The organism is Candidatus Pseudomonas phytovorans (assembly GCA_029202525.1).
In the GTDB taxonomy this organism is placed as follows: domain Bacteria; phylum Pseudomonadota; class Gammaproteobacteria; order Pseudomonadales; family Pseudomonadaceae; genus Aquipseudomonas; species Aquipseudomonas phytovorans.
This window is the reverse complement of the sequence record CP119325.1, coordinates 1,611,048-1,636,442: the sequence shown is the minus strand read 5'-3', so window position 1 is coordinate 1,636,442 and position 25,395 is coordinate 1,611,048. Positions and strand designations below refer to the sequence as shown.

The 25,395-nt window shown below is 62.5% G+C and carries 23 protein-coding genes; 10 read left to right on the top strand and 13 right to left on the bottom strand.

The window, feature by feature from the left end:
• Positions 1-81 precede the first annotated feature (81 nt).
• The 6 genes from P0Y58_07250 to P0Y58_07225 all read left to right on the top strand — a co-directional run bounded on the left by P0Y58_07250 (position 82) and on the right by P0Y58_07225 (position 9,748).
• The gene (locus tag P0Y58_07250; protein ID WEK31983.1) at positions 82-1,419 is read left to right on the top strand and encodes an imelysin family protein; all 1,338 of its coding nucleotides are present in this window, start codon (positions 82-84) and stop codon (positions 1,417-1,419) included.
• Positions 1,420-1,697: 278 nt separating this feature from the next.
• Positions 1,698-3,125 carry a di-heme oxidoredictase family protein gene (locus P0Y58_07245; protein ID WEK31982.1) on the top strand — a complete coding sequence of 476 codons (1,428 nt, stop codon included), beginning with the start codon at positions 1,698-1,700 and terminating at the stop codon, positions 3,123-3,125.
• 20 nt (positions 3,126-3,145) lie between these two features.
• Entirely contained in the window at positions 3,146-4,210 is a 1,065-nt protein-coding gene (locus P0Y58_07240) for an imelysin family protein (protein ID WEK31981.1), read from the top strand.
• 2 nt (positions 4,211-4,212) lie between these two features.
• A complete protein-coding gene (locus P0Y58_07235) occupies positions 4,213-5,310 on the top strand; it encodes a DUF1513 domain-containing protein (protein WEK31980.1) in 1,098 nt (365 codons plus the stop codon).
• A gap of 232 nt (positions 5,311-5,542) precedes the next feature.
• Positions 5,543-6,691 (top strand): efflux RND transporter periplasmic adaptor subunit, encoded by a 1,149-nt coding sequence (locus P0Y58_07230; protein WEK31979.1) that lies wholly within the window; start codon positions 5,543-5,545, stop codon positions 6,689-6,691.
• A gap of 12 nt (positions 6,692-6,703) precedes the next feature.
• Positions 6,704-9,748, top strand: a complete 3,045-nt coding sequence (locus P0Y58_07225; GenBank protein WEK31978.1) for a multidrug efflux RND transporter permease subunit — start codon at positions 6,704-6,706, stop codon at positions 9,746-9,748.
• Between the two features lie 169 nt (positions 9,749-9,917).
• On the opposite strand, the gene P0Y58_07220 is transcribed toward P0Y58_07225, so the two are convergent.
• The 5 genes from P0Y58_07220 to colR form a co-directional block, all read right to left on the bottom strand.
• Positions 9,918-10,151, bottom strand: coding sequence for a hypothetical protein (locus tag P0Y58_07220; protein ID WEK31977.1), 234 nt, complete (start codon positions 10,149-10,151; stop codon positions 9,918-9,920).
• Positions 10,151-10,849, bottom strand: a complete 699-nt coding sequence (locus P0Y58_07215) for a lipopolysaccharide kinase InaA family protein (GenBank protein ID WEK31976.1) — start codon at positions 10,847-10,849, stop codon at positions 10,151-10,153. Before P0Y58_07215 ends, P0Y58_07220 begins: the two co-directional genes overlap by 1 nt.
• A gap of 6 nt (positions 10,850-10,855) precedes the next feature.
• On the bottom strand, positions 10,856-11,536 hold the full coding sequence (locus P0Y58_07210; GenBank protein ID WEK31975.1) for a class I SAM-dependent methyltransferase: 681 nt from the start codon (positions 11,534-11,536) through the stop codon (positions 10,856-10,858).
• Positions 11,537-11,642: 106 nt separating this feature from the next.
• A complete protein-coding gene (locus P0Y58_07205) occupies positions 11,643-12,953 on the bottom strand; it encodes a HAMP domain-containing sensor histidine kinase (protein ID WEK31974.1) in 1,311 nt (436 codons plus the stop codon).
• A complete protein-coding gene (colR, locus tag P0Y58_07200) occupies positions 12,943-13,626 on the bottom strand; it encodes a two-component system response regulator ColR (protein WEK31973.1) in 684 nt (227 codons plus the stop codon). The genes P0Y58_07205 and colR overlap by 11 nt, the downstream gene beginning before the upstream one ends.
• A 183-nt stretch (positions 13,627-13,809) precedes the next feature.
• On the opposite strand from colR, the gene P0Y58_07195 reads away from it, so the two are divergent.
• Complete coding sequence (locus P0Y58_07195) at positions 13,810-14,538, top strand: phosphatase PAP2 family protein (GenBank protein WEK31972.1); 729 nt, start codon at positions 13,810-13,812, stop codon at positions 14,536-14,538.
• A gap of 103 nt (positions 14,539-14,641) precedes the next feature.
• Here the strand turns inward: P0Y58_07195 and groL are convergent, their stop codons facing one another.
• From groL to P0Y58_07170, 5 genes are all read right to left on the bottom strand, one after another.
• Positions 14,642-16,285, bottom strand: a complete 1,644-nt coding sequence (gene groL / locus P0Y58_07190; GenBank protein WEK31971.1) for a chaperonin GroEL — start codon at positions 16,283-16,285, stop codon at positions 14,642-14,644.
• Positions 16,286-16,333: 48 nt separating this feature from the next.
• The gene (locus P0Y58_07185) at positions 16,334-16,627 is read right to left on the bottom strand and encodes a co-chaperone GroES (GenBank protein WEK31970.1); all 294 of its coding nucleotides are present in this window, start codon (positions 16,625-16,627) and stop codon (positions 16,334-16,336) included.
• A gap of 241 nt (positions 16,628-16,868) precedes the next feature.
• Positions 16,869-17,330 carry a membrane protein FxsA gene (fxsA, locus tag P0Y58_07180; protein ID WEK31969.1) on the bottom strand — a complete coding sequence of 154 codons (462 nt, stop codon included), beginning with the start codon at positions 17,328-17,330 and terminating at the stop codon, positions 16,869-16,871.
• A gap of 64 nt (positions 17,331-17,394) precedes the next feature.
• On the bottom strand, positions 17,395-18,126 hold the full coding sequence (locus tag P0Y58_07175; protein ID WEK31968.1) for a HugZ family protein: 732 nt from the start codon (positions 18,124-18,126) through the stop codon (positions 17,395-17,397).
• Positions 18,127-18,314: 188 nt separating this feature from the next.
• Positions 18,315-19,325 (bottom strand): DUF481 domain-containing protein, encoded by a 1,011-nt coding sequence (locus tag P0Y58_07170; protein ID WEK31967.1) that lies wholly within the window; start codon positions 19,323-19,325, stop codon positions 18,315-18,317.
• Positions 19,326-19,476: 151 nt separating this feature from the next.
• Here P0Y58_07170 and P0Y58_07165 point away from each other — a divergent pair, with 151 nt between their 5' ends.
• Both P0Y58_07165 and P0Y58_07160 read left to right on the top strand, forming a co-directional pair.
• A complete protein-coding gene (locus P0Y58_07165) occupies positions 19,477-19,830 on the top strand; it encodes an MGMT family protein (protein ID WEK31966.1) in 354 nt (117 codons plus the stop codon).
• Positions 19,831-19,873: 43 nt separating this feature from the next.
• Positions 19,874-21,421: an AmpG family muropeptide MFS transporter gene (locus tag P0Y58_07160; protein WEK31965.1), complete on the top strand. Its 1,548-nt coding sequence runs from the start codon at positions 19,874-19,876 to the stop codon at positions 21,419-21,421.
• 132 nt (positions 21,422-21,553) lie between these two features.
• Here P0Y58_07160 and P0Y58_07155 read toward each other — a convergent pair whose 3' ends face one another.
• The 3 genes from P0Y58_07155 to P0Y58_07145 all read right to left on the bottom strand — a co-directional run bounded on the left by P0Y58_07155 (position 21,554) and on the right by P0Y58_07145 (position 24,351).
• Positions 21,554-22,798: an MFS transporter gene (locus tag P0Y58_07155; GenBank protein ID WEK31964.1), complete on the bottom strand. Its 1,245-nt coding sequence runs from the start codon at positions 22,796-22,798 to the stop codon at positions 21,554-21,556.
• Between the two features lie 110 nt (positions 22,799-22,908).
• Positions 22,909-23,751 carry a mechanosensitive ion channel family protein gene (locus tag P0Y58_07150; protein ID WEK31963.1) on the bottom strand — a complete coding sequence of 281 codons (843 nt, stop codon included), beginning with the start codon at positions 23,749-23,751 and terminating at the stop codon, positions 22,909-22,911.
• A gap of 114 nt (positions 23,752-23,865) precedes the next feature.
• Positions 23,866-24,351: a YajQ family cyclic di-GMP-binding protein gene (locus P0Y58_07145; protein WEK31962.1), complete on the bottom strand. Its 486-nt coding sequence runs from the start codon at positions 24,349-24,351 to the stop codon at positions 23,866-23,868.
• A 102-nt stretch (positions 24,352-24,453) separates the two neighbouring features.
• On the opposite strand from P0Y58_07145, the gene P0Y58_07140 reads away from it, so the two are divergent.
• Positions 24,454-25,371 (top strand): putative 2-dehydropantoate 2-reductase, encoded by a 918-nt coding sequence (locus P0Y58_07140; protein WEK31961.1) that lies wholly within the window; start codon positions 24,454-24,456, stop codon positions 25,369-25,371.
• The last annotated feature ends 24 nt before the right edge of the window (positions 25,372-25,395 follow it).

Below are 25,395 nucleotides of genomic sequence, written 5' to 3'. Positions count from 1 at the left end.
TTTCGCATGATGTTGCGGTTTCGCGTGCCACGGCGCACGGTCCACCCCTTGGTCCAACCACACGACGCAGGAAAACCAATAATGATTCGAATGCCTCTGGCCTCCGCCAGTCTGCTGGCCATCGCCATCGCTCTCGCCGGTTGCGGTGAAGGCAAGGACGACAAAGCCGCCGCGCCGCAAGCCCAGGCACCTGCTGCCGCCAGCACCACCGCTGCTGCACCAGGGGCTGTCGACGAAGCTGCCGGCAAAGCCGTGGTCAAGCACTACGCCGAAATGGTCTACGCCGTGTACAGCGACTCGCTGAGCACCGCCAAGACCCTGCAGACCGCCGTCGACGCGTTCCTGGCCAAGCCCAGCGACGAAACCCTGAAGGCCGCCAAGGACGCCTGGTTCGCCGCGCGCGTACCTTACCTGCAGAGCGAAGCCTTCCGCTTCGGCAACACCATCATCGACGACTGGGAAGGCCAGGTGAACGCCTGGCCGCTGGACGAAGGCCTGATCGACTACGTCGACAAGAGCTACGAGCACGCCTTGGGCAACCCGGCCGCCAGCGCCAACATCATCGCCAACACCGAGATCCAGGTGGGCGAAGAGAAGGTCGACGTCAAGGACATCACCCCTGAGAAACTGGCCAGCCTGAACGAACTGGCAGGTTCCGAGGCCAACGTGGCCACCGGCTACCACGCCATCGAATTCCTGCTCTGGGGCCAGGACCTCAACGGCACCGGCCCAGGCGCTGGCGCCCGCCCGGTTTCCGACTACCTGGAAGGCCAGGGCGCCACCGGTGGCCACAACGAGCGCCGCCGCGCCTATCTGAAAGCGGTTACCCAGCTGCTGGTTACCGACCTTGAAGAGATGGTCGGCAACTGGGCGCCGAACGTCGCCGACAACTACCGCGCCAAGCTGGAAGCGGAGCCTGTCAACGACGGCCTGCGCAAGATGCTGTTCGGCATGGGTAGCCTGTCGCTGGGCGAACTGGCTGGCGAGCGCATGAAGGTTTCGCTGGAAGCCAACTCGCCGGAAGACGAGCAGGACTGCTTCAGCGACAACACCCACTACTCGCACTTCTACGACGCCAAGGGCATCCGCAACGTCTACCTGGGCGAGTACACCCGCCCGGACGGTACCAAAGTGAGCGGCCCGAGCCTCTCGTCGCTGGTAGCCAAGGCTGACCCGGCTGCCGACGCCGCCCTCAAGGCCGACCTGGAAGCCACCGAAGCCAAGATCCAGGTGATGGTCGACCACGCGCAGAAAGGCGAGCACTACGACCAACTGATCGCCGCCGACAACGCTGCCGGCAACCAGATCGTTCGCGATGCTATCGCCGCCCTGGTCAAACAGACCGGTTCGATCGAGCAGGCTGCGGGCAAGCTGGGTATTGCCAACCTGAACCCGGATACTGCAGATCACGAATTCTGATTCTGCTGTATAGGTGTTTTGAAAGAGGCGGCCTTCGGGTCGCCTTTTTTGCTTCTGGCCCTATCGCCGGCAAGCCAGCTCCCACAGGTACAACTCAGGCCGTGAAGCCAGTGGTGTACCTGTGGGAGCTGGCTTGCCGGCGATAGGGCCGGTGCTGCACATGAAAATGCTGGGGTTTCACATCCTTTTCACCCAGGTAACTGCAAATTGCTCTTATTCAAAAAACACTGGCCTGCTAAGCTTGCACGCTGGTTTTTCGCCCACGCCCAGGATTTTGCATGTCCTCGTCGCTGTCCCGACTCTCCCCCCTGCTCCTGACCCTTGCCCTCGCCGCCTGTGACGACGCCCCGCGTTTCACCCAGGCCGAGCCCGGCGAAGCGTTGTCGGGTGGCAAGGCGACCGTGCAGCGCAGCGACCGCAACGCCTATTCCCTGCCCTCGGCCAACCTGTCGCCCGAGCGGCGTCTGGACTTCGCCGTGGGCAACAGCTTCTTCCGCAACCCCTGGGTGATCGCACCGTCCACCACCACTGCACGTGATGGCCTGGGCCCACTGTTCAACACCAATGCTTGCCAGAGTTGCCACGTGCGCGATGGCCGTGGCCACCCGCCAGAGCCAGGCGATAGCAACGCAGTGGGCATGCTGGTAAGGCTGTCGATCCCCGACCAGCCCTACCTGGCCAAGGTGATCGAGCGCCTCGGCGTAGTGCCAGAGCCGGTGTATGGCACCCAGCTGCAAGACATGGCCATCCCAGGCGTGGCCCCGGAAGGCAAGGTACGGGTGAGTTACAGCAGCGAAACGGTAACGTTCAACGACGGCCATCAGGTCGAGTTGCGCAAGCCAAGCCTGCAGATCACCCAGCTCGGCTATGGCGTGATGCACCCCGACACCCGTTTTTCGGCGCGGGTGGCCCCCCCGATGATCGGCCTGGGCCTGCTTGAAGCCATCCCCGAAGCCGACCTGCTGGCCAACGAAGACCCGGACGACCGCAACCGCGACGGCATCCGCGGGCGGGCCAACCGCGTGTGGGACGACGCCCAGGGCAAGACCGTGATCGGCCGCTTCGGCTGGAAAGCCGGGCAACCCAACGTCAACCAGCAGAACGTGCACGCCTTCGCCGGTGACATGGGCCTGACCAGTACCCTGCTGCCCAAGGACGATTGCACCCCGGCCCAGGCCGACTGCCTGGCAGCGCCCAACGGCGACGGCGCCGATGGCGAAAAGGAAGTCAGCGACAATATCTTGCGCCTGGTGACCTTCTACACCCGCAACCTGGCCGTACCGGCCCGTCGCGATGTGGGCGCGCCGCAGGTGTTGGCGGGCAAGAACCTGTTCTACCAGGCCGGCTGCCAGGGCTGTCACACCCCGCAGTTCACCACGGCCGCCGATGCCGCCGAGCCGGAGCTGGCCAACCAGGTCATCCGCCCCTACAGCGACCTGCTGCTGCATGACATGGGCCCGGGCCTGGCTGACGAGCGCACCGAATTCGCCGCCAACGGCCAGGACTGGCGCACCCCGCCACTGTGGGGCGTGGGCCTGAATGAAACGGTCAACGGCCACAGCCAGTTCCTGCACGACGGCCGCGCCCGCAACCTGCTTGAAGCCGTGCTCTGGCATGGTGGTGAAGCCGAGGCGGCACGCAACTTCGTACTTACTTTCAATGCCGAGCAGCGCACTGCGTTGCTGGCGTTCCTGAACTCACTTTAAAACGCGCAAAGGAGCCGGGCATGTTCCGACCCAAACTGTTGTTCACCAGCCTCGCCGCACTCGCCCTCGGTGCCTGCTCGCCGCAGGACCCGCAAGCCGTTACTTCCGCTGCCATTGCCAAGCAGGTGATCCTGCCGACGTACAGCCGCTGGGTCGAAGCCGACCGCCAACTGGCAGTCAGTGCCTTGGCCTACTGTGAAGGCAAGGCAAGCCTGGACACCGCCCGCGCCGACTTCCTTACCGCGCAAAAGGCCTGGGCTGAACTGCAGCCGCTGCTGGTTGGCCCGCTCGCCGAAGGCAACCGCGCCTGGCAGGTACAGTTCTGGCCCGACAAGAAGAACCTGGTCGGCCGCCAGGTCGAACAGCTGGTCAACGGCGACAAGCCGGTCGATGCCGCCACCCTGGGCAAGGCCAGCGTGGTGGTACGCGGCCTCTCGGCCTACGAATACATCCTGTTCGACAGCAAGCCGGACATCGCCACTGCCGAGCAGAAAGCCCGTTACTGCCCGCTGCTGGTGGCCATTGGTGAGCACCAGAAGGTCCTGGCCGAGGAGATCCTCAAGGGCTGGAACAGCACCGATGGCATGCTCTCGCAGATGACCAAGTTCCCTAACCAGCGCTACGCCGATTCCCACGAAGCCATCGCCGACCTGTTGCGTTCTCAGGTCACCGCCCTGGATACCCTGAAGAAGAAGCTGGGTGCGCCAATGGGTCGCCAGAGCAAGGGCATCCCGCAGCCGCTGCAGGCTGAAGCCTGGCGCAGCCACAACTCGCTGAAGAGCCTGGAAGCCACCCTCAAGGCGGCCGAAACCGTTTGGGTCGGGGTCGACAACCAGGGCCTGCGCGGCTTGCTGCCCAGCGATCAGAAAGCGCTGGCGGACAAGATCGACGCCGCTTACGCTACTTCGCTCAAACTGCTGGCCGACAACCAGAAAACCCTTGGCGAGCTGCTGGCCGACGACGCTGGCCAGCAAACCCTCAACCAGATCTACGACAGCCTGAACGCCGTCCATCGCCTGCACGAAGGCGAGCTGGCCAAGGCGCTGAACATCCAGCTGGGCTTCAATGCCAACGACGGTGACTGATCATGCTGCGACGCCAGGCCCTCAAACTCGGTAGCGTATTGCTCAGCGCCCTCACCTTGGGCGGCTGGAGCCTGTCCCGCAACAAAGGCAGCGAACCCTTGCTGCTTTCGGCGCGCGACGACGGCGACGGCAAGCACTATGCCGTCGGTTTTCGCCTGGACGGCACCCAGGTGTTCAGCACCCAGGTCGCCCAGCGTTGCCATGCCATCATCCAGCACCCCGAGCAGCCGATCGCCCTGTTCGTCGCCCGCCGCCCCGGTACCGAAAGCTACCTGGTCGACCTGCGCGACGGGCGCCTGCTGCAAACGGTAACGTCGCAGCCGAACCGGCACTTCTACGGCCACGCCGTGGTGCACAAAGGCGGCGAATGGCTGTATGCCACCGAGAACGACACCACAGACCCGGGGCGCGGCGTGCTTGGTGTATACCGCTTCGAAGGTGAGCGCCTGGTGCACACCGGCGAAATCCCGACCCACGGCATCGGCCCGCACGAGGTCGCCTGGCTGCCGGACGGCGAAACGCTGATCGTGGCCAATGGCGGTATTCGTACCGAAGCCGAGAGCCGGGTGGAGATGAACCTCAACGCCATGCAGCCGAGCCTGGTGCTGATGCAGCGCGACGGCACCCTGCTGAGCAAGGAAACCCTGGCCCAGCAGATGAACAGCGTGCGCCATCTGGCGGTGGGCAGCGATGGCACCATCGCCGCCTGCCAGCAGTTCATGGGCGATGCCGACGAAACTGCCGAGTTGCTGGCGATCAAGCGCCCGGGTGAGCCGTTCAAGGCCTTCCCGGTGCCGGAGCGGCAATTGCAGGCCATGGCCCAGTACACCGCCAGCGTCGCCATCCATAGCGAGCTGCGGCTGGTGGCGCTGACTGCGCCACGGGCCAACCGGTTGTTTGTCTGGGACCTGGACAGCGGCGCGGTGCGGCTGGATGCGCCCATGCCCGATTGCGCGGGGGTTGGCGCGGTGAACGACGGGTTTGTGGTTACTTCCGGGCAGGGCCGTTGCCGGTTTTATGATTGCACCAAGGCAGAACTGGTCGGGCAGCCGATGAACCTCCCGTCGGGGTTCTGGGACAACCACCTGCATCTCGTCTGATTCTTCTACTGCCTTCACTGGCCTCTTCGCGGGCAAGCCCGCTCCCACAGGGACCGTACAATCCGCTGACTACGCGGTTTCTGTGGGAGCGGGCTTGCCCGCGAAGAGGCCCTCACAGGCATTTCACACCCTTCCCACAAAAAAAGGTCAATACTTCCCCCATCCGCACGTGGGCAGGATCGCCCGTTGTCGTGTCCAAGCGAATAACAACCGAATCCAAGGAACCGGACCTATGCTGCCCCGCCGCATGCTCATCATGTTGGCCGTGGTTCTGCTGATCGTGCTGGCCCTGGGGGGCTACAAGGCCTTCTCGATCTACCAGCAGATCCAGATGTTCACTGCCCCCAAGCCGCCCATCACCGTAGCGGCAGCCTTGGCCGAACAGCGCCAGTGGCAACAGCGCCTGCCCGCCGTCGGCAGCCTCAAGGCGCTGCAAGGCGTTGAGCTGAGCCTTGAGGTGGAGGGCATCGTCAAAACCCTGTATTTCGACTCTGGGCAGAAGGTAAAAGCCGGGCAACTGCTGCTGCGCCTCAATGACGACCAGGAAACCGCCCTGCTCGGCACCGCCGAGGCCGACCTGGGCTTGGCCAAGGTCGACTTCGGCCGCGGTAGCCAGCTGGTGGGCGATTCGGCCATTTCCCGCGGCGAGTTCGATCGCCTCAACGCCCAGTATCTGCGCAACAAGGCGGTGGTCGAGCAACTCAGGGCGTCGAAAACCAAGAAGAGCATCAGTGCCCCCTTCAGCGGCACCATCGGCATCCGCCAGGTGGATGTCGGCGGTTACCTTGCCGCCGGCACAGTGATCGCCACCCTGCAGGACACGTCCAGCCTGTACGTCGACTTCAACGTGCCGGAACAGGCCCTGCCACAGTTGAACCTGGGCCAGCAGGTCCTGGTACAAGTGGCCGCCTACCCGGGCCAGACCTTTCCCGCCAGCCTCAGCGCCATCAACCCGAAGGTTGAGGAAACCACGCGTAACCTGCTGGTGCGCGCAACCATGGCCAACCCCGACGGCAAGCTGCTGCCAGGCATGTTCACCAGCCTGCTGATCCTGCTGCCCAACCCTCAACCGCAAGTGGTAGTGCCTGAAAGCGCCATTACCTACACCCTGTATGGCAACTCGGTGTACATCGCCACCCCGAAAAAGGACAAGGATGGCAAACCGGAAACCGACGACAAGGACCAACCCCAGCTGGTTGCCGAACAACGCACGGTGCAAACCGGCGAGCGCCGCGATGGCGTGGTGGTGGTCAGCAAGGGTTTGCAGGCCGGTGAACAGGTGGTCACCGCCGGGCAACTGAAACTCACCCCGGGCGCCGCGATCCGCATCGGCCAGGGCAAGGCCCTCAAGCCCGAGCAGGGCGCACCGGGCAAGGACTGACAGGAGGCTGGCATGGCGTTTACCGACCCGTTCATCCGTCGCCCGGTGCTGGCCAGCGTGGTCAGCCTGCTGATCCTGCTGCTGGGCTTTCAGGCCTGGAACAAACTGCAGATCCGCCAGTACCCGCAAATGGAAAACGCCCTGATCACGGTGACCACCGCCTACCCCGGGGCCAACGCCGAGACCATCCAGGGCTACATCACCCAGCCGCTGCAGCAAAGCCTGGCCAGTGCCGAAGGCATCGACTACATGACCTCGGTGAGCCGGCAGAACTTTTCGATCATCTCCATCTACGCGCGCATCGGTGCCGACAGCGACCGGCTGTTCACCGAGCTGCTGGCCAAGGCCAACGAAGTGCGCAACCAACTGCCGCAGGACGCCGAAGACCCAGTGCTCAGCAAGGAGGCTGCCGACGCCTCGGCGCTGATGTATGTCAGCTTCTACAGCAAGGAAATGAGCAACCCGCAGATCACCGACTACTTGTCACGGGTCATTCAGCCCAAGCTGGCCACCTTGCCAGGCATGGCCGAGGCAGAGATCCTCGGCAACCAGGTGTTTGCCATGCGTATCTGGATAGACCCGGTGAAGCTGGCCGGCTTCGGCCTGTCGGCCACTGACGTGACCAATGCGGTACGCCGCTACAACTTCCTCTCGGCTGCCGGCGAGGTGAAGGGCGAGTACGTGGTCACCAGTATCAACGCCAGTACCGAGCTGAAATCAGCCGAGGCATTCGCCGCCTTGCCGGTCAAGACCAGCGGTGACAGCCGCGTACTGCTGGGCGATGTGGCGCGGGTCGAGATGGGCGCAGAAAACTACGACACGGTCAGCTCGTTCGACGGTACCCCGTCGGTGTATATCGGCATCAAGGCCACCCCGGCCGCCAACCCGCTGGATGTAATCAAGGAAGTGCGGCGCATCATGCCCGAGCTGCAAAGCCAGTTGCCCTCGGCGCTCAAAGTGTCGATCGCCTACGACGCCACGCTGTTCATCCAGGCTTCCATCGACGAAGTGATCAAGACCCTCGGCGAAGCCGTGCTGATTGTCATCGTGGTGGTGTTCCTGTTCCTCGGCGCCCTGCGCTCGGTGCTGATCCCGGTGGTGACCATTCCCCTGTCGATGATCGGCGTGCTGTTCTTCATGCAGATGATGGGCTACTCGCTCAACCTGCTGACCCTGCTGGCCATGGTGCTGGCCATCGGCCTGGTGGTGGACGATGCCATTGTCGTGGTGGAAAACATCCACCGGCACATGGAGGAAGGCAAGTCGCCGTTCGACGCGGCCCTTGAGGGCGCCCGTGAAATCGCCATGCCGGTGGTATCGATGACCATCACCTTGGCCGCCGTCTATGCACCGATCGGCTTCCTCACCGGGCTCACAGGGGCCTTGTTCAAGGAGTTCGCCCTGACCTTGGCCGGGGCAGTGGTCATCTCTGGCATCGTTGCCCTGACCCTGTCGCCGATGATGTGCGCCCTGCTGCTGCGCCAGGAGCAGAACCCCAGCGGCCTGGCCCATCGCCTGGACCAGATCTTCGAGCGCCTGAAGGTGCGCTACCAGCGCCTGCTGCACGCCACCCTCGACAGTCGGCCGGTGGTACTGGTGTTTGCCGTGATCATCCTGTGCCTGATCCCGGTGCTGCTCAAGTTCACCCAGAACGAACTGGCGCCGAACGAGGACCAAGGGGTGATTTTCATGATGAGCAGCTCGCCGCAGCCGGCCAACCTTGATTACCTCAACGCCTATACCGACGAGTTCACGCCACTGTTCAAGGCCTTCCCGGAATACTACTCGTCGTTCCAGATCAATGGTTTCAATGGTGTGCAGACCGGCATTGGTGGCTTTTTGCTCAAGCCCTGGAACGAGCGCGAGCGCACGCAGATGGAGCTGTTGCCGCTGGTACAGGCCAAACTTGAAGAAATCGGCGGCCTGCAGATCTTCGGCTTCAACCTGCCCTCGCTGCCCGGCACTGGCGAGGGCCTGCCGTTCCAGTTCGTGATCAATACCGCAGGCGACTACCCGGCACTGCTGGAGGTGGCCCAGCGCATCAAGACGCGCGCCCAGGAATCTGGCAAATTCGCCTTCCTCGACATCGACCTGGCGTTCGACAAGCCTGAAGTGGTGGTCGATATCGACCGGGCCAAGGCGGCGCAGATGGGGGTGTCGATGGACACCTTGGGCGGCACGTTGGCAACCTTGCTGGGCGAAGCGGAAATCAATCGATTCACGCTTGAAGGCCGCAGCTACAAGGTGATTGCCCAAGTCGAGCGGCCCTACCGCGACAACCCCGGCTGGCTGAACAACTACTATGTGAAGAACGACCAGGGCCAACTGCTGCCGCTGTCGACCCTGATCACCCTCACTGACCGCGCCCGCCCGCGCCAGCTCAACCAGTTCCAGCAGCTGAACGCGGCGATCATCCAGGGCGTGCCCATGGTCAGCCTGGGCGAAGCGCTGAAGACGGTGCAGGACATCGCCCGCGAAGAAGCCCCGGAAGGCTACGCCTTCGACTACGCCGGGGTGGCCCGCCAGTACGTTCAGGAAGGCAGCGCGCTGTGGGTTACCTTTGGCCTGGCACTGGCGATCATCTTCCTGGTGCTGGCAGCGCAATTCGAAAGTTTCCGCGACCCGCTGGTGATTCTGGTGACGGTGCCGTTGTCGATCTGCGGGGCGCTGCTGCCGCTGTTTCTGGGCATCTCGAGCATGAACATCTACACCCAGGTCGGGCTGGTGACCTTGATCGGGCTGATCAGCAAACACGGCATTCTCATCGTCGAATTCGCCAACCAGCTGCGTGAGGAACGCGGCCTGAGCGTGCGCGAAGCGATCGAGGAAGCAGCGGCAATCCGCCTGCGGCCGGTGCTGATGACAACGGCGGCGATGGTGTTCGGCATGGTGCCGCTGATTCTGGCGACCGGCGCCGGAGCGGTCAGCCGCTTTGACATCGGGACGGTGATTGCTACCGGCATGTCGATTGGTACGCTGTTTACCTTGTTTGTACTGCCTTGTATCTACACCTTGCTGGCGCACAAATCGGTGGTCAAAGGGCCTGTTGTGGCCTGATCCGGCCTCTTCGCGGGCTTGCCCGCTCCCACAGATACGGCGCCAGCTTCAGAACCGGCGCTGTACCTGTGGGAGCGGGCAAGCCCGCGAAGAGGCCGGTGAGGCACATGCAAAAATGCCAGAGGCCCCGCAATTGCGGGGCCTCTGGCATTTCTAGCTCACACCGGGCTCAACCGAACGGCCGCAACCCCTGACGCAGGCCAAACAGGAACAGCAACAGGTCCTGATCCGGCGCGGCCTGTGCCTGTTGCTGCGGTTTCACATCCCGCGGCAACGCACACTGGTCGGCCATCTCAGCCTTGCTGAACACAGTTGGCCTCGGCTCTTCCCAGGCAGCCACCGCCACGGTGGTCACCGCCAGGCCAGCCACCAGGAACAAAGCTCGAGCTAATTCTAGTTTCATTACCCTAACCCTTTGACAGCGCTGCCAAACGCCATCTTGTAAAAGTAGAGCAGCGTTTGCCATTCCGCGTCATTGATCGACGAATGGCGGCGCAGTTGGCGCAGGTCGTTACCTGCAGCACGCTGGCAACTGATACGTCGGCGGCACTTTTCCAGGTCCAGCAGCGCCACCTCGACGCGAGCCTGCTCGCCCTCGCCAATCACCTTGATGAATACGTGCTTGCCGTACAGGCAGCCATGCTGCCAGTGCCCCAGGTGCATACGCGCCAGGTTGTCCGCCAGGTCTTTGAACATGCGCTCATGCACCACCTGCGGGTAGCGCTCGCGGGCACCTTCGGCATGCCAGGTGTCGAGTTCGACAAAGCCGTCCAGCGCTTCGCTCACCAGCAGCGCACGCCACTGGTGGTCGGCATCGCGTTCGGCACCACAGAAGACAATGCGCGGTACGCGCACGCCCAGTTGCTCGAAGCTGTTCAGCGCATCGAGTTCACGCAATACGGTCGGCCGGCCAAAAGGGTGCAGCAGGCTGCGGTAGATGTGCCCGACCTGGCGCTTGGCATACAGCAGCTTGCCGCTGGCATCGTTGAGGCGTTGTACACCACTCTCGCCGCCGCGGCGCTGGTTAGGCTCCTCGACCCACTCGCCTTGCTGGCGCCAGTAAAAATCGAACCGCGACTCCCCTTTCTGGGCTACAGCCATCAAACACTACCCCTTACGCAATACGTAGACCCGCCACATGGCATAGAACGGCAGGAAGTCGAGGCGTTCCTGGATTCTGAAGCCGGCGGCCATGAATTCTTCTTCGACCGTTTCGGCCGGTAACACAAAACGGTTCTGGTAATTGTCCTGCTCGGTCTTGGCGCTGCGGCGCTGTTCCAGTTTCTTACGCCGCCAAGCCTTGAAATTGCCATCCACCCACAGTGACAGGATCACACTATCACGGCTAACTCGCTGAAATTCCGAAAGAATGGTCTTTCTGTGGGCAGCTTCGCCAATGTGGTGGAACAGACGCATACAGAAAATGCTGTCCACCGAGTTGTCCGGCAGGTCAATTGCAAACGCAGAAGTCTGCAAAGGGCGTACCCGCGCCACCACTTCTGGCGGTTGCGCGGCGCACGCTGTCTCGATCATCGCTTCGGAGTTGTCGGCACCGATGATTACCCGGTTGGGCTTTTCGGCCAACAGTGGCCAGAAACGGCCAGCACCGCATGGCAAGTCCAGGACCAGCCCGGGCTCGCCGGCCATTGCCAGCGCGCGACGCGCCAACTGCTCATCTCGCTTGTGGGAAAGGCGTCGCGCAAGGCCATCCTGGTGCTTGAGAAAGTACTCGCGCGCATGGTCTTTGTCGTACTTCTCGGAAAATTCAAGCTTGATGGGGCTACGCATTGGGCATCTCCAGACTCATTGCGCCCACATTAGGGAGGCGAGCGTCGGAATCAGGTCATGCCAATGTGAAAAATATGTTGCGCCCCAATACACCTGTTACAAGAAATTACCCAACCAATGCCTCTGAATCACCCTTCGCTGCGGTGTTACTCAGGTCCACCCGGAAACGGCAGCCGTGCGGCAAGGTTGACGTCAGGGTGACCTGCCAGCCCTGGTCGTCACAGATACGCTGCACCAGCGACAGCCCAAGGCCCAGACCCTCACCACGCCGCTCATCGCCACGCACGAACGGCTTGAACATCGCCTCCCGCTGCTCTTCGGGGATGCCTACGCCGCTGTCCTCCACGCTGAAGCCGTTGGCTTCCAGGCTCAGGCGAATGTAGCCGCCGTCGGTGTAATGCGCAGCATTGCGCAGCAAGTTACCCATTACCGACTGCAAGAAGGTGGCGTTGTACAGGACCGGGCTTGCACTGACACGACCATCGAAATACAGGGTGAGGCCCTTCTGCTCGATGGTGTCGCGCCACACCCCGATAAGCTCGTCGGCCACTTCGCGCAGGGTCGCCCGCGACGCCACCGCGCCCTCATCGCGCTGCGCGCGAGCCAGCATCAGGAAGGTCTTGACCAGTTCACGCATTTCTTCAGTGGCCCGCGCTACGCGCTCCACCTGGCTACGCGCGCGGGTGTCGAGGTTGGGGTTTTCTATCAGCAACTCGCAGGAGGTGGCCAGCACCATCAACGGCGTGCGCAGCTCATGGCTGACGTCACTGGTGAACAGCCGTTCGCGGGTCAGCGCGTCGCGCAGGCGGCCCAGGGTGTCGTCGAAGGCTACGGCCAACTGGCCGACTTCGTCTGCGGCATAGTCCGGTGCCAGCGGCGGGGCCAGGCCCAGCAACTGGTCGCGGTGGCGTACCTGGCGTGCCAGGCGTATCACCGGCGCCATCACCCGGCGCGCCACCAGCCAGCCCAGAATGACGGCCAGCACCAGGCTGAGCACGAAGCCCACCACCACCACCGCGAACAGTACGCGCTCGCGTTCTTCGAAGTCGCTCTGATCCTGCAGCAGTACATAACGGCGGCCATCGACGATCTCGACCATGGCGTGGTACGACAGCTGGTCGCGAAACACCTCGTGGAAACCGCGATCGAGGTGACGCAGGTCTTTGGGCAGCTCGAAGTCGTCACGCCCACCGCTGAAGTAGAACAGCTGATCCGGGCGTGGCCGGTGGCTCCAGTCGCCGACGCTGTCCATGCGCAGCAGGCGCTGCAAGTCACCGCCCAATACCGAGGAAATCAACCGCTCTTCGACCAGATGCACAGTGGCAACGATGCCGAAGGCGAAAGCCCCGGCCACCAGCGCGCTCATCAACGCAAAGGCAATGATGATGCGCTGGGCAAGGCTTTGCTTAAACTCCATCGCGGCCCTCGGCGAGGCGATAGCCGACGCCATGGACGGTATGCAGCAACGGTTTTTCAAACGGTTTGTCGATCACCTGACGCAACTGGTGAACATGGCTGCGCAGGCTGTCACTGTCCGGGCAATCGTCGCCCCACAAAGCCTCTTCCAACACCTCGCGGCGCAGAACGTGCGGGCTTTTCTGCATCAGCACTGCCAGCAGCTTGAGGCCGACCGGGTTGAGCTTGAGCAGGCGCCCCTGACGAGTGACCTCCAGGGTGTCGAGGTCGTAGCTGAGGTCGGACACCTGCAACGTGCGGCGCCCGCCCCCTTGGGCACGGCGCAGCACCGCTTCGATGCGTGCCGCCAGCTCTGACAGGGCGAACGGCTTGAGCAGGTAATCGTCGGCCCCGGAGCGGAAGCCTTGCAGGCGGTCGTCCAACTGGTCGCGGGCGGTCAGCATGATCACCGGTGTGTCGCGGCGGGCGTCTTCGCGCAGCCGCTTGCACAGGGTGTAGCCATCGATGCCGGGCAGCATGATGTCCAGCACGATCAGGTCGTAGTGTTCGGTGGCAGCCAGGTGCAGCCCGGACAGGCCATCCTGGGCGCAGTCGACGGTGTAACCCTTCATGCCCAGGTAATCGGCCAGGTTGGCCAGGATATCGCGGTTGTCTTCAACCAAAAGAATGCGCATCGGTTTCTCCTGTGCGGCGCTCCTCGCTGTGGTGCGCGGCAGGCGCAGCTTAAGGCCTATGCCTGCACGGTGCCAGCCCCCAGAAAAATTCACTGCACTTGACGGTTTTTTCACTGATCCTTCACGGACACAGGATAGCGGGCGGCTGACAATGCCCGATCTTTTTCGTGTTCTGGAGTCGTCATGCAGCACCCCACCCACCCTCGCCCGATCAACTACTGGCTGTATCTGGGAATACCCTTGGCGACCGCGCTGGCATTGATTCTGCTGGAACTGACCTCGGTCGACATGCAGGTGGCCCAGCTGTTCTTCGACCCCGCTGCCGGGCAGTTCATTGGACGCCACAGTTACCTGCTGGAAAACATCCTGCACGACCGGGTCAAGCAGGTGGTGATCTTGTTGGGTGTGTTATCGCTGCTGACCTTTGCCGCCAGTTTCTTCTGGAAGCGCCTGTTCGGCTGGCGCCGCGAGCTAGGCTGCATGGTGCTGGCACTGGGCCTGTCCACCGCGTTTGTCACGCCACTGAAGGAGGTGACCCAGGTGCAATGCCCGTGGAGCCTGACCCAGTTTGGTGGCACCGAAACCTACAGCAAGCTGCTGGAGCCAAGGCCGGCGACCGACAAGCCTGGGCTGTGCTGGCCGGGCGGCCATGCGGCGACCGGGTTCTGCCTGTTCGGGCTGTTCTTCATGTTGCGTGATCGCAAGCCGCGGTTGGCTCGGGTGGCGTTTGTCGTGGCCTTGATAGCAGGTTCAGTGCTGTCGGTGGGCAGGATGATGCAAGGCGCGCACTTCCTGTCGCACAACATCTGGACGGCAGTGTTCTGCTGGTTGATCGGGTTAGGGTCGTATTACCTGGTTCTGTATCGCCGAGGGCAGGCTGAGGTGCCCGTCGCCGAACGCAGCGTCGCCTGAAAGAGGGGCCGCTTTGCAGCCCTAATGGCTCTAACAGGTAAAACGAAAAAGCCCCGGTTCTCACGAACCGGGGCTTTTTCATACTACTGGGGGTAAGGCTGGCTTACATCATGCCGCCCATGCCACCCATGCCGCCCATGTCTGGCATGCCGCCGCCAGCAGGACCTTCGCTCGGAGCGTCAGCAATCATGGCTTCGGTGGTGATCATCAGACCGCCGATCGAAGCAGCAGCTTGCAGGGCCGAACGGGTGACCTTGGCTGGGTCCAGGATGCCCATCTCGATCATGTCGCCGTATTCGCCGGTAGCAGCGTTGTAGCCGTAGTTGCCCGAACCTTGCTTGACCTTGTCAGCGACAACGCTTGGCTCGTCGCCGGCGTTGGCAGTGATCTGGCGCAGCGGAGCTTCAACAGCGCGACGCAGCAGGGCGATACCGACGTTCTGGTCTTCGTTGTCGCCTTTCAGGTCAACGATGGCCGACAGAGCACGTACCAGGGCAACGCCGCCGCCAGGTACCACGCCTTCTTCAACGGCTGCACGGGTAGCGTGCAGGGCGTCTTCAACGCGGGCTTTCTTCTCTTTCATTTCAACTTCGGTACCGGCACCGACCTTGATCACGGCAACACCGCCAGCCAGCTTGGCCAGACGCTCTTGCAGCTTCTCACGGTCGTAGTCCGAGGAAGTATCTTCGATCTGGGCGCGGATCTGCTTGACGCGTGCCTGGATGTCATCTTCAGCGCCAGCGCCGTCGATGATGATGGTGTTTTCCTTGGACAGGGTGACGCGCTTGGCGTTGCCCAGGTGCTCAATGGTAGCGGTTTCCAGGGACAGGCCGATTTCTTCGGAGATGACCTGGCCGCCAGTCAGGACGGCGATGTCCTGCAGCATGGCCTTGCGGCGGTCGCCGAAGCCCGGAGCCTTGACCGCAGCAACCTTGACGATGCCGCGCATGTTGTTGACTACCAGGGTAGCCAGCGCTTCGCCTTCAACGTCTTCGGCAACGATCAGCAGTGGGCGGCCGGCCTTGGCAACGGCTTCCAGAACTGGCAGCAGCTCACGGATGTTGGAGATCTTCTTGTCGACCAGCAGCAGCAGCGGGCCTTCCAGCTCGGCAACCATGGTGTCCGGCTTGTTGACGAAGTACGGCGACAGGTAGCCACGGTCGAACTGCATGCCTTCTACGACAGACAGTTCGTTTTCCAGGCCCGAGCCTTCTTCAACGGTGATCACGCCTTCTTTACCGACTTTTTCCATGGCTTCGGCGATGATCTCACCGATGGAGCTGTCGGAGTTGGCAGAGATGGTACCTACCTGGGCGATGGCCTTGGAGTCAGCGCATGGCTTGGACAGGTTCTTCAGCTCGGCAACAACGGCAATGGTGGCCTTGTCGATACCGCGCTTCAGGTCCATCGGGTTCATGCCGGCAGCGACGGCTTTCAGGCCTTCGTTGACGATGGCCTGAGCCAGAACGGTAGCGGTGGTGGTGCCGTCACCGGCAGCATCGTTGGCCTTGGAAGCAACTTCCTTGACCAGCTGGGCGCCCATGTTTTCGAAGGCGTCTTTCAGTTCGATTTCTTTGGCAACCGAAACACCGTCTTTGGTGATGGTCGGTGCGCCGAAGCTCTTGGCGATTACAACGTTGCGGCCTTTCGGGCCCAGGGTCGCTTTTACCGCGTCAGCCAGAACGTTGACACCAACCAGCATCTTCTTGCGAGCGGAATCGCCGAATTTTACGTCTTTAGCAGCCATGATCGTTTAATCCTTGGAATTCTTTGGAGTAACGGGAAGTCGGGGAAATCAGCCTTCGACAACGGCGAGGATTTCGTTCTCGGCCATGACCAGCAGGTCTTCGCCATCGACTTTCACGGTGTTGCTGCCCGAGTAAGGGCCGAAAACCACTTTGTCACCCACTTTCACGGCCAGCGCGCGAACTTCGCCGTTGTCCAGGATGCGACCGGTGCCGACGGCAACAACTTCGCCGCGGTTTGGTTTTTCAGCGGCCGAACCCGGCAGGACGATACCGCCAGCGGTTTTCGATTCTTCTTCGCTGCGACGGATAACGACGCGGTCATGCAGAGGACGAAGCTTCATTGTCGATCTCTCCCAAATTGTGGTTTTCATCGGCCGGTATCGACACCGGCAGGTTGATGCTGTCCGGCGTTGCCGGGGAGTGGCCCGCAAAGGGCGAACCACCTGTGTCATGTCTGGCGTTGCCACCAGTAACCTTGCGGTGACCACATACATGAGGCCGCCATATTCAATTACAAGGTTTGTTTCAGAAAATTTTTCATTAGCCAGAAAAAGCAGAGGGCCGCAAAACGGCCCTCGGGTATTACTTGTCGCGGCGTTCGTACTCGCCTTCGATCACGTTCGGGCGGTGGCCGCCATCACGCGGCTGCGCCTGGAACGGCGCATCCTGAAACGCGCGCTGGCGCATGGCCTGGGCCTCGCCACGTTCACGCATCTTGCGCGCGGCCAGGCGGCGGGTGAACGGCAGGAGGCACAGCAGGCCCAGCACGTCGCTGATGAAGCCCGGCAGCAACAGCAGGCCACCACCAACGGCCAGCATCATGCCCTGGAACATGTCCTCAGCGGGCAGTTCGCCGCGCTGCAGGCTTTCACGGGCACGCAGTGCGGTGGCCAGCCCGGCCACGCGCATTACCAGCACACCCAGGGCGGAACCGGCGATGATCAGCAGCAGCGCCGGGAAGAACCCGATGGCGGCGCTGACCTTCACGAAGACGAACAGCTCCAGCACGGGAAAAATCAAAAACAGCAATAGAAAAGCACGCATCAAGGATTCCTCGCGGAAGTGAACCTTCCAGTAAGACCTCAGATGGATGCACGCGCTCAGGATTTCAACCCTCGATTTCAGTCGCAACTGGCCACTGGTCGGCACGCGCCAGCAAAACCAGGGCTTCGCGGACTTGTGTCGGCGTGTTGCAAATGCTTGGGAAAGGCAACCAGTACACTGCCTGGCCAATGCGCAGGTGCATGCCCTCGCTGTCCACACCCGCCATCTGCGCCGGCACATGCTGTGGCAGGTCGGTCAGCGCTACATAGTGGGCGATGGCGTTGGCGTGATCACTGTTCATGTGCTCGACCATGCTCGCCTCGGCCTTGCCGGCGAACGGGTTGGCCAAGGTCACCTGGTCCAGCCAGTGGATCGCGCCGAAGCCGCCAATGTAGCGGTGACGCACTGGCTGCAGCACCCAGAAGTCGAAGTCGTGGGCCTTGTGGTAGTTGGCGGCGTCCGGGAAGTAGCGATAGTAGCGTTCGGCGGCAGCCTCGACCGCGCCCTCGTCGACCAGCTTGTGCGCCTCGGCCATCACGGTCAGGCGCCCTACGGCCTGCACATCCTCGGCCTCACGCTCACCCACCAGCAGTGAGCACTTGGGGTCTTTCTGCAGGTTGTGGGTGTGCTGGGCGATGCGGCTGATGAGGATCAGCGGGTTACCGTCGGCATCGAGGCAATACGGCACGACCGAACCGAACGGAAAACCGGGCATCGACTTGGAATGGGTCGAGAGCACGCCGCGGTACTCCTTGAGCAGCAGTTCCCGGGCGGGGCGGATGGCGTTGGTACTCACTTGGGGCGGCTCCTGATGGGGGGACTGAATGCAGACAAGATAAGCATTATCAGTTCCAGTGCCAATGGGGCTGCTTTGCAGCCCATCGCCGGCAAGCCAGCTCCCACAGGTACTGCACAAGACTCAGGCCTGTGGTGACCCTGTGGGAGCTGGCTTGCCGGCGATGGGGCGCATAGCGGCCCCAAGACTTACCAGGTTACGCCGAAGCCTGCGGTATAGCGGGTCTTGTCCAGATCACTCTCACGCGTACCGGTGATGATGTCCTTCTCCGCCTTGAGGTTGAGCGAGGCCCACTCGGTGACCTTGTAGCGCAAGCCCACCTCGGCATCCAGCGAGTAATCGGCCACGCCACCCAGCGGTTTGGCGAACTCGCCATTGGTGAACAACTGCACGTTCTTACCGATCAGGTAACGGGTGTAGTCCCACTTCACAGCGGCGGAATAGAAGTTGTCCTTACCGCCGTCCTGGTACTCGAAGTCGGTACGGTTGATCAGCGAACCCAGCGAAAACGCCCCCAGCTCATCGTCCCAGAACTGGTAACCCGGACCAGTACCGACAGTGCGCTGGCGGGCCAGGTCTTCGATGCGGTCACGCTTGTATTCCGCACGCCCCTGCCAGAACCACTTCTCGGTGATGAAGCGGTCCAGTGCGTACTCGGCGCTCCAGTTGTCGGTGGTGGTGACGTCGTCCTTGGTCTCGCGGTTGTACTCACCTTCAGCGTTGTGGCGCCACCGGCCGTGGCGGGCGGTGGTCTTGAAGCCGATGTCGTAATCGTCGGTGTCGTTCTCGGCACGCTTGTAGTCCAGCGCCACATCGACGTTGCCCTTCCACACGAAGTCCTCGACCAGCGGCCTGGGCTTCATGATCTGCTCGATGCTCGCCAGATCCACAGTTTTCGGCGCCTCGCCGTTGGCCAAGGTCACCTTGCCAGGCTCGGCAGCTTTCAACGACTTGGCTTTTTCACCGGTGTAGGCATCTTGCTTGACCAGCATCTCCTGATCGCTTTCCAGGGTCTGGACTTCTTTCCAGTCCAGCGCGATGGACCCACCGTAGGGGGTCTCCAGCAACAGCTTGCCGCCGTCGAAGACTTTGATCTTGCCACTGAGCCGGTCACCGTTCTTCATCCACACGGTATCGGCCAACGCCGGGGAGGCGCACAAGGAAGCAGCTAGCAGGCACAACAAGGATCTAGAATACATAGGCAGACTACGGTTTCGATTTGACAAAAAAGCCGGGCATTATCCAGATACCGACGACCAGAGCAAGGACAGACCGGGCACATGGCGTTGAGTTCAACTCTCATTTGCCGGACCACTGGTCCAGTTTCATCTGCAGCCCAAGGGGGGCGTGATGTCAGACGGATATGAACACGCCCTGGACAGCGCCGAGGGCCGACGAACGGCGCTGTATTCGGTGCTTGGCCAAGTGCCGCCCGGCAAGGTGGTGAGCTACGGTCAACTGGCCGAGCTGGCGGGGCTTGGCCGCGCAGCACGCTGGGTCGGACGCACGCTTGGGCAGCTGCCGGCAGACACCCGCCTGCCCTGGCATCGGGTGCTCGGCGCAGGTGGCCGACTGAGCCTTGCACTGGGCACCCCGTCGGGGGATGAACAACGGGCGCGATTACGTGCGGAGGGTGTGAATGTAACCAACAATCGTGTGGATATGACGCGCCATGGCTGGCGCCCAATGGAGCACAGCGGTTAGAGTGCGCGCTTTGTTTTCGCAAACTTGAGGCAGATGTTGGCCCATGCCCCGTAAAACCTGGCGCGCTGCGCTTGCTGCCTATGCCAGCCCGTCAACCTTGGTACTTTTGCTACTCGGTTTCGCCGCCGGCCTGCCCTACATGCTGGTGTTCTCGACCCTGTCCGTGTGGTTGCGCGAAGCCGGCGTTGCCCGCGAAACCATTGGTTACGCCAGCCTGATCGGCCTGGCCTACGCCTTCAAGTGGGTGTGGTCGCCGCTGCTCGACCAATGGCGCCTGCCGCTGCTCGGCGGCCTGGGGCGCCGGCGTTCGTGGTTGCTGCTGTCACAAGCGCTGGTGGTGATCGGGCTGGTTGGCATGAGCCTGTGCGACCCGCAACAGCACCTGTCATGGCTGATCGCCATGGCGGTACTGGTCGCGTTTGCCTCTGCCACACAGGATATCGCCGTCGACGCCTATCGCCTGGAAATCGCTGACGACCAGCGCCAGGCCGCGCTCGCCGCCAGCTACATGGCCGGTTACCGGGTTGCTGCATTGCTCGCCACGGCCGGTGCCTTGTTCTTCGCGGAGTGGTTCGGCTCCACAGGTTTCAGCTACCTGCACAAGGCCTGGGCCGGCACCTATGTGATGTTCGGGGTGATGATGGTGCCCGCCCTGTTCACCACGCTGGTCATGCGCGAACCGCCAGTGCCCCTGCGTACCCAATTGTCGGCAGCGCGCTATGGGCTGGTGCACCAGCTGGCGTCTGTGTTCGTACTGATCATCCTGCTGGTGTCGGTACCGGCCAGCTTCACCCAGATGTTCAATACCGGCTGGTCCACCGTCATTTCCGGTGATGCCACGCCGCTCGACCTGCTGCTGGAAGACCGCGCATTCCTGCGACTGATCCTCTACGTGCTGCTGAGCTGGGCGTGCCTGTCCAGCCTGGGCCGCCGCGGCCTGGCCCCGGTGCTGACCCCGGTCAACGACTTCATCACCCGCTACCGCTGGCAGGCGCTGCTGCTGCTTGGTCTGATCGCTACGTATCGCATGTCGGACACCGTGATGGGCGTGATGGCCAACGTGTTCTACATCGACATGGGCTTCACCAAGGACCAGATCGCCAGTGTCAGCAAGATCTTCGGCCTGATCATGACCCTGGTCGGCGCCGGGGTCGGCGGCCTGCTGATCGTGCGCTTCGGCATCATGCCCATCCTGTTCATCGGCGGTGTCGCCTCGGCCGGCACCAACATCCTGTTCCTGATGCTGGCCGACATGGGGCCGAACCTGGAAATGCTGGTGGTGACCATCTCGCTGGACAACTTCAGCTCCGGCATGGCCACCTCGGCGTTCGTGGCCTACCTGTCGAGCCTGACCAACCTGAAGTTCTCGGCGACCCAGTACGCGCTGCTCAGCTCGATCATGCTGCTGTTGCCGCGGCTGATCGGCGGGTATTCGGGGGTGATGGTGGAGAAGTTCGGGTATCACGACTTCTTCCTGATCACCGCACTGCTGGGCGTGCCTACGCTGATACTGATTGCCCTGCAGTGGCGGCAGGAGGCTGGTCGGGGTACGCCAGTGGCAGAAGAAGGCTCGGCGGCCGAGCGGCCCTGACAGATTTTTAGCGCCTGTGCAGGCCTCTTCGCGGGCTTGCCCGCTCTCACAGGAATCGCACAGATCTCAAGGGCTGTGCTGCACCTGTGGGAGCGGGCGAGCCCGCGAAGAGGCCGGTGCAGGCAAAGACGATTACTGAGTAACAGCCCCTTCCCCAGGCCGCCCACCCACCACAAACCACAGCGGCCACAACGCCAATGCCCCCGCCACACCCGCCGCCAGGGCAAAGTGCAGCAGGCTCGCACCCGCACCGATCATCGCCAGCAGCGCCCCACCCAACCCCAGCAAGGCAATTGTGATCATCCCCAGCATGGCCGAAACCAGGCCCTTGCTCTGCTCGCTGGAGAACAGCGTCATGCGGTAAAGCACCGCGTTGGCCACGCCCAGGCCCAGCGCGTACAGCGACATGCCCGCCACCACGCTGGTCACGCTCGGCCAGTACCAGGTCGCCAGCACCATCAGGCACAGGCCTGCGAGGTATGGCCACAGCGCGCCCCGGACCAGGGCCGGCAGCGGGTAGCGGTCGGCGATGCGGTTGATGATCAGGTTACCGAGGATCAGCCCGCCAAACACCGGCAGCTGCCACAAGGCGTACTCCATCGTGCTCAACCCCTCATCGTGGATGAGCAGCACCGGCGACAGGCCGATCCAGCCAATCAACGGCAAACCGACCAGCCCCAGAGCAGCGCTGCCAGCGACAAAGCGACGGTTGGCCAGTAACTGACCATAGCCGGCCAGCAGTGGCAGCAAATGAATCGGCGTGAACGCCAGGCGCGTGCCGTCACGGCGTTCCACGCCGAGGGTTTCCGGCATCAAACGGTACAACAGCCCCCACACCAGCACGGCGCCGATGGCAAAGGCCACGAACAGCCAGCGCCAGTTCAGCCACTGCAGCAGCAAGGTGCCCACCAATGGCCCGAGCAACGGTGACAGCAAGGCGATGTTGGCCAGCAAGGCCATCATGCGCACGGCATCCGCCTCGCTGAAGGCTTCGTTCAGGGCTGGGTAGCTGACCGTGACCACGAACCCCAGGCCAATGCCCTGCAACAGGCGCAGCAGGTTGAACAAGCCGATGTCGTGGGCCCAGAAGCTGGCCAGGCAAGCCAGGCCGAAGAACGCACAGCCAACCAGCAGCAACGGACGCCGGCCATAGCGGTCGGCCAGCGGGCCGATCAGCCACTGCAGCACCACTCCGCCCAGCAGGTACAGGTTCAGCGCATGGGGGATGTATTCGGGGCTGGCGTTCAGGTCACCCACCACCACCGGCATGGCCGGCATGACGGCGTCGCTGGCCAGGTAGGTCAGCAACTCGAACAGGGCCAGGGTCAGACCGAACAGCAAGGCGCGCAGCGGGGTAATGTAGAGCAGTGGTTTCATGATGGCATATCAGGTGTGGCAGGTGGGGTCAGGCTATATGCCAGAAATGACCGGCAATTGCTGTGAACAAGTGTAAAACCGGGGCCTTGCGCCCCGGTCTCAATGCGGTATTACTGCGCGGCCGTCTCCTGCACCACGCGAATCACCCGCTGCGGAAAAGGAATGTCGATCCCTTCAGCTTTCAACCGGTCACGCGCATGCTCATTGAGCATGAACATCACATCCCAATAGTCCGAAGTCTTGGTCCAGATGCGCAGCGACACCGTGATCGAGCTGTCACCCAGCGTCGAAATCACCGCCTGCGGTGCCGGTTCAGCCAGCACACGCGGGTCCTGCGCCAGCTCCAGCAATACATTGCGCGCTTTCTGCAGGTCGGCCTCGTAGTCCACCCCAACGTCAAACACTACCTTGCGCGTTGGCTGGCGATTGGTGTTGGTGATGATGCCGTTGGACAGGCTGCCGTTAGGCATGATCACAGTCTTGTTGTCGCCGGTACGCAACACGGTGTGGAAGATCTGGATGCTGTCGACAGTGCCGGAAACGCCCTGAGCTTCGATCCAGTCACCGATACGAAACGGGCGGAACATCAGAATCAGTACACCGCCGGCGAAGTTCGCCAGGCTGCCCTGCAAGGCCAGGCCGATGGCCAGGCCTGCGGCACCAATGGCGGCAACGAACGAGGTGGTCTCGATACCGATCATCGAAGCCACGCTGACCATCAGCAGCACCTTCAGCACGATGTTCGCCAACGTGCTGATGAAGCCCTGCAGTGCCAGATCAGCGTTGCGCATGCCAACCAGCTTGCCAAGGCGGGCGCTGACCCTGTTGATGATCCACCAGCCGACCGCCAGGGTCAGCAGCGCCAGCAGCACACGGCTGCCGTATTCCATGATCAAGGGGATCCAGGTTTGCGATTGGCGGACCAGCTGATCGACTTCAGCGTTCAAATCCATGTTCATCTCCTGATGCCGAACGGCATGTACTCGGTAAAACTGGCCGCAGGCATTTCAGCGGCCATGGCCCCCATGGACATCATTACGCCATTGGGGTTCCGGGCGGCGCCTGCATCAGTCGCGGAAGTTGTTGAACTGCAGCGGCATGTCGAATTCCTTGGCACGCAAGGCTGCAATGGCCTCTTGCAGGTCGTCGCGCTTCTTGCCTGTCACACGTACCTGCTCACCCTGGATGGCGGCCTGAACCTTGAGTTTGGCGTCCTTGATGTGGGCGACAATCTTCTTCGCCAGCTCTTTGTCGATACCTTCGCGGAACTTGGCTTCCTGCTTCATTTCCTTGCCGGAGGCATAAGCGTCCTCGGTTTCCAGGCACTTGACGTCGATCTTGCGTTTGACCAGCGCACCGCGCAGGATTTCAAGCATCGCCTCAAGCTGGAACTCAGCCTCGGCGGTCATCAGCACGGTCTGGTCTTTGTCCTTGAACTCGAAGCTGCCTTTGCCTTTCAGGTCATAGCGGCGGTCCAGTTCCTTGATAGCGTTGTCGACCGCGTTTTGCACTTCGTGCTTGTCCAGTTCCGAAACCACGTCGAACGACGGCATGGGGATTCTCCAAAAAAAGAAAGCGCGCTCAGTCTGAAGATGGAGCGCGTCAGGGTTAGACGGTTAAAATGCGGACTCATTATAACGGGTTGCGAAACGCATATGAGCAGCACCTGGCATATTCTCGGCGCCGGTAGCCTGGGCAGCCTGTGGGCCTGCCGCCTGGCGCGCGCAGGCAAGGCCGTGCGCCTGATCCTGCGTGACGGGCAACGCCTCCAGGCATATCAGCAGGCCGGCGGCCTGACCCTGGTCGAACAGGACCAGTCTCGCCACTATGCCATCCCTGCCGAAACCGCACAGGCGCAGGGCCCGATCCACCGCCTGCTGGTGGCGTGCAAGGCCTACGACGCGGCCCCGGCCATTGCCGGCTTGGCGCCGCGGCTGGCCGAGGGCGCCGAAGTGCTGTTGCTGCAGAACGGCCTGGGCAGCCAGGACGAAGTGGCCGAGCTGGTGCCCCACGCACGCTGCATTTTCGCCTCCAGCACCGAAGGCGCCTTTCGCGAGGGGGACTGGCAGGTGCGCTTTGCCGGCCACGGTTTCAACTGGCTGGGCGACCCTCGCAACCCGGCAATCCCCACGTGGTTCGATGACCTGCACGAAGCCGGTATCCCTGCCGAATGGACGGTAGACATCCTCACCCGCCTATGGCGCAAGCTGGCGCTCAACTGCGCCATCAACCCGCTGACCGTGCTGCACGAATGCCAGAATGGCGGGTTGCTGGGGCACCTGGGTGAAGTCGATGCGCTGTGCGTCGAACTGGTCCAGTTGCTGCAGCGTTGCGGGCAGCCGCAAGCGGCAGACGAGCTGAACGAAGAAGTGCAGCGAGTGATCCTTGCCACCGCGGCCAACTACTCTTCCATGTACCAGGATGTGCGCGCAGGCCGACGTACCGAGGTCCACTACCTGCTTGGCCATACTTGCCGTGCGGCCGGGCGCCACGGCCTGCAGCTGCCCCGACTGGAACGCCTGCACCAGCGCCTGGTCGATAACTTGCGCCTGCGTGGCTTGCCCTGCGACTGACGCGCCCTTTCAACCGGATACGGA